This window comes from Vibrio sp. 2-Bac 85 (genome assembly GCF_037546705.1).
Lineage (GTDB): Bacteria > Pseudomonadota > Gammaproteobacteria > Enterobacterales > Psychromonadaceae > Psychromonas.
Genome location: NZ_JALAAB010000004.1, coordinates 138,655 through 153,743 on the forward strand (window position 1 = coordinate 138,655; position 15,089 = coordinate 153,743).

At 38.2% G+C, this 15,089-nt stretch carries 5 protein-coding genes; 4 read left to right on the forward strand and 1 reads right to left on the reverse strand.

What is annotated here, in order from left to right:
• The first annotated feature begins 238 nt into the window (after window positions 1-238).
• Window positions 239-1,717 carry a GGDEF domain-containing protein gene (locus MT390_RS06400; RefSeq protein WP_166369238.1) on the forward strand — a complete coding sequence of 493 codons (1,479 nt, stop codon included), beginning with the start codon at window positions 239-241 and terminating at the stop codon, window positions 1,715-1,717.
• Window positions 1,718-1,931: 214 nt separating this feature from the next.
• On the opposite strand, the gene acnA is transcribed toward MT390_RS06400, so the two are convergent.
• The gene (gene acnA, locus MT390_RS06405) at window positions 1,932-4,664 is read right to left on the reverse strand and encodes an aconitate hydratase AcnA (protein ID WP_499440205.1); all 2,733 of its coding nucleotides are present in this window, start codon (window positions 4,662-4,664) and stop codon (window positions 1,932-1,934) included.
• A 552-nt stretch (window positions 4,665-5,216) separates the two neighbouring features.
• Between acnA and trxC the strand changes: the two genes are divergently transcribed.
• The 3 genes from trxC to MT390_RS06420 all read left to right on the forward strand — a co-directional run bounded on the left by trxC (window position 5,217) and on the right by MT390_RS06420 (window position 15,089).
• Window positions 5,217-5,648 (forward strand): thioredoxin TrxC, encoded by a 432-nt coding sequence (trxC, locus tag MT390_RS06410; RefSeq protein ID WP_166369242.1) that lies wholly within the window; start codon window positions 5,217-5,219, stop codon window positions 5,646-5,648.
• 297 nt (window positions 5,649-5,945) lie between these two features.
• Window positions 5,946-6,827: a transposase family protein gene (locus MT390_RS06415; protein WP_499440206.1), complete on the forward strand. Its 882-nt coding sequence runs from the start codon at window positions 5,946-5,948 to the stop codon at window positions 6,825-6,827.
• 39 nt (window positions 6,828-6,866) lie between these two features.
• Window positions 6,867-15,089 (forward strand): SDR family NAD(P)-dependent oxidoreductase, encoded by an 8,223-nt coding sequence (locus MT390_RS06420; protein WP_499440208.1) that lies wholly within the window; start codon window positions 6,867-6,869, stop codon window positions 15,087-15,089.

A 15,089-nucleotide genomic window follows, 5' to 3' on the forward strand; every position in this document is an offset into this window, starting at 1 on the left:
ATATTGAGAATATCTTAAATTTAAGTTGTTGATGTAATTAGTTTTTAACTTGATAATGTATAATATAGGTCAATTTTATAAGATAATTCTCATATATTATAGCCTTGTCTGCTTTTTCCCTTTTAATCACATGTTTTCAACAAATAACATAATTAAAAATTGACTATTTAGCTATACTGTTTTTGAATGTTCAATTAATAAATAATAATTGAATCAGTAATTTAAAGGACTTAAATTCATGGCTTCATCGGTAGCACTACTGCAACTGTTTCAACAGTTATTCAAACGTCATTTTCGGCAGGACAAAACGTTTGATAATTATCAGTATACATTTTTAAAGAATTTTCAAGTTATCTCCAACGATGAAGATCGTAGTACTCTTTTTAATGAATGTAATAAGCAGCTATCGTTGGTTCCCAATACTTTAGAAGAAAAATTATCTGAAGGTCGATTCATTACACGCCATTCAATGCGACAATTGCAGCAAGTTACCTCGTTATCAAATTCAATTAAAAAGAAACTTAATGATATGCAAAATAACACTGCCTATAGTGTTGTTGAACATCAGGTTGAGTTAAATGACTTGATCAAAATTTATCAAAGTGCAGTGATTGAATTGAGTCAATGCTCTATGCAATCTGATTGTGATAATAAAAATGATGTCGCCTTTATCAACAAAGAGCTACAACAAGTGATCCTTGAATTGGATATAGATGAGTCTTACGTTAAAGACCTGGAAAAACTTAGAATTAAGATTTGTAATGAAGATGATCATTTCCAACTGCCATATCATTGTTTACAAGTGATTAAACTGATTATTAAAAGTACACGTGAAGAGCGAACTGCTTCTCGGCATTTTTTGTATATGTTAAATGATAATTTAAGTGAGTTTTATTCAAACTTTAGTAGGACATTAAGTAGTACTGAGGCAGGGTTTGTTCAACAAAAAGAAACTTTTATCTCCATTGAGTCAAATGCTCAACTATTAAAACAACAAAGTGAAGAGATACAAGATTTAGAACATTTACGTGCACACATTAAAAACTATGTGAGTGAAGTACAGCATGTTATTACCGCACAAGAAAAAAAGAAGGAGCAAAAGTTCCGACATAAATTTCAAAGTATGGTGAGACAAATTAAAAAATTACAAAATGAAACACAGAGTTATCAAAAAACACTTAAGCAGCAAAATAAACAATTACATGTGGATTTTTTAACAAAAATTCCTAATCGAGCAGCTTGGAGTGAACGACTAGAAATAGAAATGCTGCGTTTTAAAACCTACCAAAAACGTCTTAATATTGCGATTATTGATATTGATAATTTTAAAGAAATTAATGATAATTTTGGTCATTTAGCGGGTGATAAAGTGCTTCATGTTATTGCACAAACGTTACAAAAATCAATTCGAAAAAATGACTATATTGCCCGTTTTGGTGGCGAAGAGTTTGCACTATTACTACCCGAAATTACCGAACAACAATCTGCTTATGTATTAAATAAATTACGAGAACAAATTAAGAATATTCCCTTTAAATTTAAAAATGATCAGCTATCGATCACTGTCTCAATCGGTTATACATCATTTTGTAAATCTGATGATGCTGATCTCGCTTTTGAGCGTGCTGATAATGCATTATATCAAGCTAAGCATCAGGGTAGGGACCAAGTTGTGTTGGGAGAACCCAATATAACGGCATTTGATAAAACTCAATAAACCTATTTATAGTTAACCTCAGATCTGGATAAGCAAAGCGATACAAGACCGTTATTAACCAATAAGTAAACCTCATACGAGGTCGCTTGTTTTGCTGGTTAATCTTTTGGCTAATCAATTTTTTAACTGGTTAAGTGTTTAGCTGCTAAGCAATAAGCAGCTAAACAAGTCTCTTTTAAAACACTTACAAATTCACTACTTCAATATTAACCCTCTAAACAGATAAGTTACGAAGTACGTAGTGTAAGATGCCACCGTGTTGATAATAGCTAAACTCATTCGGTGTATCTATTCGAATACGTGCTTCAAAGCTTCGAGAACTTCCATCTTCAGCAGTGGCTGTCACTTGCACCGTTTTTTGTCCTGCACTGACCGCCGGAATAGTAAATTGTTCTTCACCCGTTAATGCTAATGAATCAGCGCTATCGTTTTCCATAAATTGTAAAGGCAATATACCCATTCCAACTAGATTAGAACGATGTATGCGTTCGTAACTTTGTGCGATAACTGCTTTAACGCCTAATAACGCAGGCCCTTTCGCCGCCCAATCACGTGAACTACCCGTGCCGTACTCTTTACCCGCTAACACAATGGAAGCAATGTTATGTTGTTGATATTGCATAGCAGCATCAAATACACTCATTTGTTCACCAGATGGCATCATGCGCGTCCAACAGCCTTCGGTACCCGGAGCCAATAAATTACGTAAACGTACATTAGCAAAAGTGCCTCGCATCATGACTTCGTGATTACCGCGTCTAGAACCATAGGAGTTAAAATCTTTTGCAGCTACACCTTCGCTTTCTAAGTAGGCTGCGGCAGGGCTATCAAGTGCAATAGAGCCCGCTGGGGATATGTGGTCTGTGGTGACACTATCACCTAGTTTTAATAAACAACGTGCATTATTAATATCGGTAATCTCTGGTACTTGGGCACTAATATTAGCAAAGAAAGGTGGGAGTTTAACGTAGGTTGAATCTGGCCAATCATATTTTTGGCTTTGTACAACGTCCAATGCTTGCCAATCTTTATTACCACTATAAACATCAGCATAACGGGATATAAACATTGAGCTATCAATGACTTTTTCCATCATCTGTTTTATTTCGTTATTATCTGGCCAAATATCTTTTAAGTAAACCGGCTTGCCATTGCTATCATTGCCCAAAGGTTCGGTAGTAATGTCTATTTGCATATTACCTGCCAATGCATAGGCAACCACTAAAGGCGGTGACGCTAAATAATTAGCTTGAATTTCGGGGTGGATACGTCCTTCAAAGTTACGGTTTCCTGATAATACGGAAGTAACGGATAAATCCCCTTGATGTATTGCGTCACTAATTTCAGTTGGTAAAGGACCTGAGTTACCAATACAGGTGGTACAGCCATAGCCTACTAATTGAAATCCGAGCGCATCTAGATCTTCATTTAAACCAGCTTTTGCTAAATAATCGGTGACTACTTGTGAACCCGGTGCCAAGCTAGTTTTAACCCAAGGTTTAACATTTAACCCAAGTTGTCTCGCTTTTCTTGCTAATAAACCCGCTGCAATTAATACCGATGGATTGGAAGTATTAGTACAACTAGTTATTGCTGCAATGACGACAGAGCCATGTTTTAAAATAAAGTCTTCACCATTATATTGACAAGCAACACCTGCACCACCATCGCTTGAAGGTAGTATAGTGGATGCTTGTCCTCCTTCACTTTCAAAACCACTTTTTGCTTGATCAGGAGCTGCTTGTTGTGGTCCTTTTTGTAATGCTAACCAATCACGATAGGCTGAGCCCGCTTGGTCCAGTGATATTCTGTCTTGAGGTCTTTTAGGGCCTGCAATAGAAGGGACGACTTGATCAAGTTGTAATGATAATCTGCTATGATAAACCGCATTTTTTTGCGACTCTACACCCCACATGTCCATGGCTTTTAAATAACCTTCTACTTGTGCAATATCTTGACTGCTACGACCGGTTAATTTTAAATAATCAATGGTTTGATGATCGATAGGGAAAATACCACAGGTAGCTCCATATTCCGGTGCCATATTGGCAATGGTTGCTCTATCAGCCAAAGTTAATTGATTGACTCCTTCACCAAAAAACTCAACAAATTTACCCACTACACCTGCAGCACGTAGCTGTTCAGTTACCGTTAATACGAGATCCGTTGCCGTCGTCCCTGCGGTTAATTTTCCGGTTAATTCAAACCCTACAATTTCAGGCAATAACATGGTGACGGGTTGGCCTAACATAGCGGCTTCAGCTTCAATGCCTCCCACTCCCCAACCCAAAACACCAAGACCATTAATCATGGTGGTATGGGAGTCTGTGCCAACTAAAGTATCAGGATAGAGTAAATTATTTTGTTCGGAATCTTTAAACACAACGCGCGCTAAATATTCGAGATTGACTTGATGTACGATACCGCGACCTGGAGGGACAACTTTAAAATTATCAAAGCTTTGTTGTCCCCAACGTAAGAACTTATAACGTTCACCATTACGTTGAAATTCCATGGCTGTATTTTGCTGTAAAGCATCGGCTTGGCCGTAGACATCTACCATTACAGAGTGGTCAATAACTAGTTCTACTGGGTTCAGCGGATTGATCTTATCTGCTTTCCCGCCCATTTTTACAATCGCATCTCGCATCGCTGCTAAATCTACAACGGCAGGTACCCCCGTAAAATCTTGAAGCACAACCCGAGAAGGAACAAAAGCGATTTCAGTATCTTGCCAGTTATCTACATCCCATTTTGCTAACGTTTCAATATCCTCTAGTTGCACAAAATCGCGATCTGCATGGCGCAGTAAATTCTCTAATAAGATTTTAGCGGAAAAGGGTAAACGCGAAAGGTCATACTTATCTTGCAAAGCATCAAAACTATAATAGTTATAAATGCTATCGTTAATTTGAAGTTGTTTTAAAGATTGTATCGATGTGGCCATGAGTAGTTCTCCATTAAAATTACATTTGATGAATAACGCTAAGTACAATAAACATACACTATCATATTCCACAATAAAATTAAGGGGGTAGCAGAAATCTGATAAACATCAATGAAATATACTTCACAAAAATTGTAATTGAGATCACTTGCTAGGATTCGCAAGCAAGAATAAGTGAGCCGCAATGAATAAGTTAAAGCATATAAATAAAGATCTATAGAATATACAAACAATAAGTTGAAATTCGTTTTTAGTCGTCTGTAGATTTTGCTTGATAAATGTTCAACAATATTTTTGAATAAATCGAGATAACACTTATTTTTTGACTTAATTGTCTGCTCTACTATCTTGGTCTCTTTAAACCTAGGTTTATTTTAAGTAGCATTGATTCTATGGAGTAGTTTTAAATAAATAATTTAATAAAACACTTATAAATAAAGTATTAAATGAACGAAGAAATTGAGAATAAGAAAAAACATAAATCATCTATTTAAAAAATAGCACATGCAAAGAAATAGATTTTGATCCATCGACTTAAAAGAGAACATAATAATGAATACAATCACTTCTAGATGCCCACATTGCCATTCAATGAATCGTTTACCCATTGATCGAATTGACGCTAACCCGAGCTGCGGGCGTTGTAAAAAAGATTTATTACAAGGTGCCCCTGTTGAAGGTACCGATGCTAATTTAGCAGCGTTGATTAATAGTGAAAAGCCGGTAGTCGTTGATTTTTGGGCCCCTTGGTGTGGTCCATGTATTAACTTTGCGCCAACATTCACTGAAGTTGCAAAACAGCAAACGTCGGTTTTATTTGTGAAAGTAGATACCGAAGACCAACAACAATTAGGCGCAAAATATAATATACGCAGTATTCCTACTTTAATGGTCTTTAAGCAGGGAAAAATGGTTGATACATTGAATGGTGCATTGCCCGCGGCACAATTCAAAACTTGGTTAGCGCAGGCTTTACTTAAATAGTTAATAGCGTTTTGAAAAGCCTATAACCTTGAAAAGTCGTACTCATGTTTCAGACTATCTTGGTATATCTTGGTATGGGGTATAGGCTATAGTTTATAAGTTATAAATAGAAGGCTAATCTTTATTGACTATTTTGAATCTATTCACCATGCAGAAATTAATGATTAACAATTCTGTGATCTCGATAAAAAATTGTGTGTTTGCACAGACTATAAACAATTATAAGTATCGGTTGATTGTATAGGGGGTGATACCTGTGTATATTAGCGATACTTTTTCGTTTTAGTGAATCATCTATTGAGCGCCAAACAGCATAAAAACGCTACTACTACGCCTGAAATCCGAGCTTTTATTCGAGCATCAGAACTGCCTACGGCGGTATTAGCTCGTCTTCTGAAAATATCTGAATCTACGGTACGTAAATGGCGTCAACGCGATACGCTTGAAGATGCTTCACATGTCCCAAAAAACTCAAAAACAACACTTACCTTGCAACAACAATATATCGTAGTGCAATTACGTACTAGATTAATGTTGTCGCTTGATCATCTGTTACAAGTCTGTCGCCAATTCATTAATGAAAACACTTCTCGTGCTGGATTACAGCGATGTTTAAAACGCCATGGTGTTTCTAAATTAGCTGATATCGATCCTGCTGGTGAATTAATTAAGTTAGAACAGCAAGTCACCGTTGCGATTCAAGACAATAACTCAGATGAAGTGATGAGTTCTGTGGTTAACCCTCAGGCTATGTTGGATGTATTAAATCAATTACGCTTGGAAGATGCCGACAGCCTAAAAAGCAGTAAACTGGCAGATCAAGCAAGAAATTCAAATACTCGTCATTTAAGCTATTCAGATGTAGTGCAAGTGAGTGTGACAACCTTGCCTGATCTTGATACAAAATCGAATAATGCAGCGAATAGAACATTAAATAAATCATTGAATAAAACAAAGCAAAAAAATATTGCCAATCAAGATAACCAACCGCGTTTGTTAATTGCACATGACCTAGAGAGTGAATGGGTATATGTAGATTTATATCAAGACGATGAAGCCGATGCCGCAAGACGCTATATGAAGTATGTTTTGCGCCATGCGCCGTTCCATATCCGCCGTTTATTAGCGGCAAATTATAATGAATTTTTAAGCCGATTTCATTTGTTAAGCGAACAGTAAACACTTAGCAAATTAATAGTAATGCTATTGGAGAAAATAATGTCAAAAAAGCAAACCACAAACCCAGCGTCGGATAAGCGACTCAACTCTCGCTTGCAAGAAACGCCGATTGCAATTGTTGGTATGGCTTCGGTTTTTGCTGAGAGTAAAAATCTTGGACAATTTTGGGATACTATCGTTAATTCTGTGAATGGCATTCAAGATGTGCCTGAGGACAGATGGGCTATCGATGATTATTATTCTGCCGATAAAAAAGAAGCGGATAAAAGTTATTGTAAACGCGGCGCTTTTTTACCCGAGATTGATTTTGATCCAATGGAATTTGGTTTACCACCGAACTTATTAGAATTAACAGATATTACACAGTTAATGGCTTTAGTGGTTGCGCGTGATGTATTAGCTGATGCCGGTGTCAGTGAAGAAAGTAGTTTTGACCGTGATAAAATGGGCATTGTATTAGGAGTAGGTGGCGGCCAAAAACAAGGCGGACAATTAATGTCTCGTCTACAAGGCCCCGTACTTGAGAAAGTTTTAAAAGCTTCAGGCCTTAGTCCAGATGATACGCAAGTTATCGTGGACAAATTTAAGAAGGCTTATATTCCCTGGGAAGAAAATTCGTTCCCCGGTATGTTAGGTAACGTTATTGCTGGCCGTATCGCGAATCGTTTTAATTTTGGTGGTACTAACTGTGTGGTTGATGCTGCTTGTGCGGGTTCTTTATCTGCGATCAAAATGGCGGTTTCAGATTTATTAGAATACCGCTCAGATATGATGTTATCAGGTGGTATTTGCTGCGATAACTCACCATTCATGTACATGTCATTTTCTAAAACTCCTGCTTTTACCGACGGAGATTGTATTCGTCCTTTTGATGATAAATCGAACGGAATGATGATCGGTGAAGGGGTAGGGATGATCGCTCTAAAACGTTTAGAAGATGCTGAACGTGACGGTGACCGAATTTATTCTGTTATTAAAGGTATTGGTAGTTCATCCGATGGTAAATTTAAATCTATTTATGCTCCTCGTCCAGAAGGACAATTAAAAGCATTAAAACGCGCCTATCAAGATGCCGGTTTTGACCCAAAAACCTGTGGCTTAATTGAAGCTCATGGCACTGGCACTAAAGCGGGCGATGCAGCAGAGTTTAGAGGCTTAGAGTTATTATTTAGTGAAAATAACGATCAAAAACAGCACGTTGCCCTTGGTTCTGTTAAGTCTCAAGTGGGACATACTAAAGCGGCTGCAGGCGCGGCGGGTTTAATCAAAGCATCACTCGCTTTACATCATAAGGTGTTACCAGCCACTATTAATGTAGATAAACCAAATCAAAATTTAGATATTGAAAATACACCTTTGTATATCAATACTGAAACTAGACCTTGGATGCAACGAGCTGATGGCGCTAAGCGTCAAGCGGGTATTAGCTCATTTGGCTTTGGCGGCACGAATTTTCATTTAGTGTTAGAAGAATACACACAAAACCAACAAGGTGCATATCGATTAAATGAAGTTGCACAGACGTTGTTATTTGCTGCCGATAATAAACAGTCTTTAATTAACACATTAAAAACTGAATTAGCTTCTTTGCAGGTAGACCCTGAACAACAACCCTATGCGCTTAATCAGTTGATCCTTTCGTATCCGATTAAGAAAGTAGCAGAAAAACAAGCACGCTGTGGTTTTGTCGCCAATGGAGTTGAGCAAACAATTAAGCTGTTGCAACAGCTAGTCACTCAATTAAACACTGATCAAAATAGTGAATGGTCAACACCAGCTGGCCTTTATTATCGTGAGCAGGCGATGCCAACTAATGGCAAAGTAGTGGCTTTATTCTCTGGTCAAGGTTCTCAGTATGTCAATATGGGCCGTGAGTTGGTTTGTCATTTTCCAAGCATGATGGCTAGCCAAGTGCACATTGACCAGCAATTCCATCAAGCAGGTGAGACTAGTTTATCTCAGTTTGTGTATCCTATTCCCGTATTTGATCAGCAAAAACGCGATCAACAGGAATTAGCGTTAAGAGCGACACAATACGCACAACCTGCCATTGGTAGCTTATCTGTTGGTTTATTCAATACCTTTAAACAAGCAGGATTTAAAGCAGATTTTGCCGCAGGACATAGTTTTGGTGAGTTGACTGCATTATGGGCTGCAGAGGTTATATCTGAAGCTGACTTTATGAAATTAGCAAAGGCGCGCGGGCAAGCTATGTCGGCACCTGATAACAATACACAAAATAGTGAAGCATTTGACCCTGGCACTATGGCGGCAGTGATTGGAAATATAAGCGATATTGAATCAAACATTGAAGCGATTGAAGGGGTGGGAATTGCCAATTATAACGCAAATAATCAAGCTGTTATTGCAGGTACAACCGACGCGATAGCAATCGCGACAACGCAATTAACTGACAGTGGTTTTAAAGTCATCGCATTACCGGTTTCTGCTGCATTTCATACACCGCTAGTAGGCCACGCGCAGCAACCTTTTGCTGAAGCTATTGATGGGGTTAAGTTTAACAAACCTAAGATCGCAGTGTATTCAAATGCGACGGGTGAAGCGCACAGTGATGATCATAATCAGATCAAGTCTGCACTAAAAGAACATATTTTACAGTCAGTACAATTCAGTAAAGAGATTAATAATTTGTATGATGCTGGTGGGCGCATATTTGTTGAGTTTGGTCCTAAAAATGTATTAACACGATTAGTTGATAACATTTTAGGCGATAAAAATGATGTCGTAACCATTGCAACCAATAACAATCCTAAGCAGTGTTCAGATTTACAATTACGCTTAGCTGCCGTGCAAATGGCAGTGCTTGGACTTGAACTGGATAATATTGACCCATACTCTGCGGTAGTACGCCCTACAATAGCACCTAAAAAGTCACCACTAGCAATGAAGCTTTCTGGTGCATCTTATGTCAGCAATAAAACTAAAAAAGCCTTCCAAGATGAATTAACAGATGGTTGGAAAGTAGCACAGGCAGTACCTGTGTCTGAACCACAAATTAAAGAAGTTATTGTTGAAAAAATAGTTGAAAAGATTGTCGAAAAAATAATCTACGTAGACAGTCAAGGTAAGCGTTTAACTGATCAATCGGCCGCCAATATTCAAGACCAAGCTAGTGCTCATTTAGCTACTAATGCTATTAATAGCATTAGTAATAATCAGCAACAATTAGCTTCTAGTATTGAAAGCAGCGTAGAGCAGTTTGTTAAACATCAATCGCAACTTCTATCTGTGCACCAAGCTTATTTAGAAGGGCCGAATCAATACGCGGATATGTTTAAAACAGTACTAGCTGCGCAAGCAGGGCAACAAAAATTACCTGAAGGGTTAGATAAAACACTTGCTATGTACCATGACTTCCAGACGGAAACGTTGCGTGTACACGAAACTTATTTAAACAATCAAACCGACAATATGCAGCAAATGTTGAATAATGTGTCGGCGGTTGAAGTGAGTGAAAACAGAACAACAAACTCTGTATCTAACTTAAAAAGTTCTATGTCTAACGTAACAGACTCGGCAACGGCAAGGTCTACTGATAAGTTTCAACCTGAAATGCAAGCTAATCAATTCCAAAGTAGTCAAAAGGAAAGTGTTGCGGCAAATGTTAATACAAATTTCAGCACAGCCAATGATCTTGATTTACAACAACAACTAAAAGTAACACATGCAACGATTCAGTCTCAGCAAGTTAAACAACCTGCCAACGTAATAGCAGTCACTGAGACAAAGGCGGATGCTCAAGCTATTGAAAGCATTATGTTGAATGTAGTCGCTGACAAAACCGGTTATCCCACTGAAATGTTAGAGCTAAGCATGGATATGGAAGCAGATCTGGGCATTGATTCAATTAAACGTGTTGAGATCTTAGGCGCAGTGCAAGATCAGGTCACTGACTTACCGGAATTAGATGCTGAGCAGTTATCACAAATGCGTACCCTAGCGGAAATTGTTAACTATATGCACTCAGTGGTGGTAGTAAATCCAATGAGAGAGATCGTTGCTTCGGCTACTGCAATACAGGTCGAAACAGCGAAAGTTGATAACAATACTTCCTTGAATCTCAATGATATTGAAAAAGTGATGCTTAACGTGGTGGCGGATAAAACCGGTTACCCAACAGAAATGCTAGAACTGAGCATGGATATGGAAGCAGATCTTGGCATTGATTCAATCAAGCGTGTTGAGATCTTAGGGGCTGTACAGGATGAAATAGCTGATTTACCAGAGTTAGATGCTGAGCAGTTATCACAAATGCGTACCCTAGCGGAAATTGTCAACTATATGCACTCAGTGGTGGTAGTAAATCCAATGAGAGAGATCGTTGCTTCGGCTACTGCAATACAGGTCGAAACAGCGAAAGTTGATAACAATACTTCCCTGAATCTCAATGATATTGAAAAAGTGATGCTTAACGTGGTGGCGGATAAAACCGGTTACCCAACAGAAATGCTAGAACTGAGCATGGATATGGAAGCAGATCTTGGCATTGATTCAATCAAGCGTGTTGAGATCTTAGGGGCTGTACAGGATGAAATAGCTGATTTACCAGAGTTAGATGCTGAGCAATTATCTCAAATGCGTACCCTAGATGAAATTGTTGCTTATATGCATTCAGGGGTGATGGTAAATCCAATGAGTGAGGTCGTTGCTTCGGCTACTGCAATACAGCTCGAAACAGAAAAAGTTGCTAACAATAACGCTTTGAACCTCAATGATATTGAAACAGTCATGCTTAGTGTAGTGGCGGACAAAACCGGCTATCCCGTTGAAATGCTTGAATTAACCATGGATATGGAAGCGGATCTAGGCATTGACTCAATCAAGCGTGTAGAGATCTTAGGCGCGGTGCAAGATGAAATTGTTGATTTGCCAGAGTTAGATGCTGAACAGTTATCTCAAATGCGTACTTTAGCTGAAATTGTGAATTATATGCATTCAGTGGTGATAGTAAACCCAGTGGTTGACGTCGTAGCTTCGACGCCAGTTGTTACTGCCACACCAGTAGAAATAGCTAGAGTTACCAGCAAAAATTCCTTGAACCTTAATGATATTGAAAAAGTCATGCTTAGCGTGGTAGCGGATAAAACCGGCTACCCAACAGAAATGCTAGAACTAACCATGGATATGGAAGCGGATCTCGGCATTGATTCAATCAAGCGAGTTGAGATCTTAGGCGCGGTGCAAGATGAAATTGTTGATTTGCCAGAGTTAGATGCTGAACAGTTATCGCAAATGCGTACTTTAGCTGAAATTGTGAATTATATGCATTCAGTGGTGACAGTAAACCCAATAACTAACGTTGTAGTTTCAACACCAGTTGTTATTGCCACACAAGTTGAAACAGCGAAAGCTACCAGTAATAATTCCTTGAACCTCAATGATATTGAAAAAGTCATGTTAAATGTGGTCGCTGATAAAACCGGCTATCCCGTTGAAATGCTGGAATTAACCATGGATATGGAAGCTGACTTAGGTATTGATTCTATCAAACGTGTAGAAATTCTAGGGGCTGTGCAGGATGAGATAACTGACTTACCGGAGTTAGATGCAGAGCAATTATCACAAATGCGTACCTTAGATGAAATTATACAATACATGCATAGCGTTCAATCGAGTGCGATAGTATTGCCAATTTTAAATGCAGAAATTAGCCCTGAAAAACCATTGGTTTTAGAAAATGCGGCGACAGAAAATAATTTGGAAATCAATTATGTTATTGATCCGTCTCCTAGTGCGACGGTAGAAATAAAAAAGCTTGCAACACTTGAGTGTATTAACTCAAGTGTTGATAACAAGAATCTTCTATTAGTTAATGATGGTTTAAATAGCTGTGTATTGATTGCCAATGAGTTATCTACATTAGGTTGGAATGTTAGTGTCCTGACACCTGCTTGGGTGGTAGAGAAAATGACTAAGTCCTTTGATCAGAACATTGAGCGTTTGGTTTTACCTGAACTTTGTGAAAACACATTACACACATTATTAGAATCAAAGGAACAGTGGCAGTCGGTTATTTATCTGCATCCTAAAACAGCAGTTGAAGGGATTAGCTTTACAGAGGATCATAAAAAAGGATTACAGTTAGCCTTTCTGTTAGCGAAGTTAAGTAAACTTAACAAAATAAATAACGATGACCGTGTATCATTTTTGGTGTTAACACGCCAAGGTGGTGATTTTGCAACGAATAATATCGAACAAAAAGCGGATCTTGTGCAAGGTGGATTAGCTGGATTAGTGAAAACAATCGCCCATGAGTGGGATAATGTGTTTTGCCGTATTGTTGATATTCCTAGTAAATATGCCGCTAATAAAGTTGCCAAGATAGTTGTCGGTGAACTCAATGACAAACAAATATTACCGGTTGAAGTTGGCTTTAATGAACAGGGGCGCCTTTCACTAGTCGCTAAAAGTACCGACAGTTATCAATTACAAAGTGATAATAAGTTAGATGAGAATAGTGTTTTCTTAGTGAGTGGCGGTGCTAAAGGAGTGACAGCACATTGTGTCATTGAAATTGCTAAACAATACCAGTGTAAATTTATTTTACTAGGGCGCTCAAGTTATCAGGCTAAAGAAGATGATTGGTCACTTAGTTATGCAACTGAGAGCGAATTAAAAAAAGCTGCTATGAAACATTTGCTCAATACAGGTGAAAAACCAAGCCCTAAGTTGATTAAACAGTTGATTGGGCCGGTACTCGCTAATCGAGAAATAACACAAACCTTACAGAGCATTGAAGCTTTCGGAGGTATTGCTGAATACGTTAGCGCGGATGTTTGCGACCAAGAAAACCTTAAAGCAGTGATTCAACCAATTTGTGATTTGTGGGGGCCGATTACAGGTGTTATACATGGCGCCGGTGTACTAGCAGATAAATTTATTGAACAAAAAACATTAGTCGAATTTGATCAGGTATATAACACTAAAATTCAAGGGTTGAATGCATTGTTAGCTTGTTGTGAGTTAAGCACATTACAACATTTAGTGTTATTTTCTTCTGCAGCGGGCTTTTATGGTAACCCTGGTCAGTCTGATTACGCGATTGCGAATGAAATCCTTAATAAAGCAGCTTACCGTTTTAAAGATTTATATCCAGCGGCGCAGGTGCTTAGTTTCAATTGGGGACCTTGGAATGGTGGTATGGTTACAGCAGAGTTGAAACGTATGTTCGACGAGCGTGGTGTATACATTATTCCTATTCAATCGGGGGCTACATTACTGGCCAGCGAGTTGGCGGCTAATAGCAATCGTTGTGTGCAAATTGTAGTCGGTACTGATATGTCTGGTAATCATGATGCTTTAGATACGAATGATACGGCTGCTAAGCATAATTTGTCTACTCAAGAATGGGCGTTAGAGGGGAATAATCAAACATTAATCGGTGTTAACAAAGTCGTGACAAAAACCTTTAATCCCGATAATAGTTTATTGATTGCAGATCATAAAATTGATGGTCAGCAAGTATTACCGACTGTGTGCGCGATGGCTTGGATGCGTTCAACTTGTGAAGCCTTGTATCCTGATTATTCTTATCAAAGTATTGAACACTTTAAGTTGTTAAAAGGTGTTGTTTTTGATGGTAAACAATCGATACATTACTTGATTAATACAACCGTGATCAGTGAGTCTGATTCATCCATTGCTATTGAAGTAGTGGTTAGTAGTGAAAAAGAACCCACTAAATCATTTTATCATTATCGTGCCGTATTGAATTTGATTAAACCTGGTTATCAACAAAATGCGGAGCAAATAATGTATCAAGGTATTTTACCGCAGCGAGTAAGCAAGCAGTCTGCACAAGCTAACGCTTTGTATTCAGACGGTAGTTTATTCCATGGTGAGAGTTTACAGGGTATTAAACATGTCCATCAATTAGATGAATCTGGTTTATTAATCGAATGTGTTATTGAACCTTCAGCGCTGTCTGCACAAGGTGAATTTTTATTAGCTGACAATAATGTGTTAGCCAATGATCTGGTATATCAAGCTCTGTTAGTGTGGACAAGTAAAATAATGGATGCCGGTAGTTTGCCAACGAGCACTGAGCAATGGCAGTTATTTCGAGATGTAAAAGTAGGTGAAGATTTCTTTATAAAATTGACGATCACTAAACAATCGGGACAGTCGGTGATTGGCGATCTTTTATTGATTGATCAAAATAATCGAGTGATTAGTAAAATAAGCTCAGCAGAAGTCACCTGTAGCGCAAGTTTACGTGAGTTATTTAAGGCTAGCGCTTAA

Coding starts and splice junctions, on each gene's coding strand:
- trxC (WP_166369242.1), top strand. CDS start 5,217: ATGAATACAATCACTTCTAGATGCCCACATTGCCATTCAATGAATCGT.
- acnA (WP_499440205.1), bottom strand. CDS start 4,664: ATGGCCACATCGATACAATCTTTAAAACAACTTCAAATTAACGATAGC.
- MT390_RS06400 (WP_166369238.1), top strand. CDS start 239: ATGGCTTCATCGGTAGCACTACTGCAACTGTTTCAACAGTTATTCAAA.
- MT390_RS06420 (WP_499440208.1), top strand. CDS start 6,867: ATGTCAAAAAAGCAAACCACAAACCCAGCGTCGGATAAGCGACTCAAC.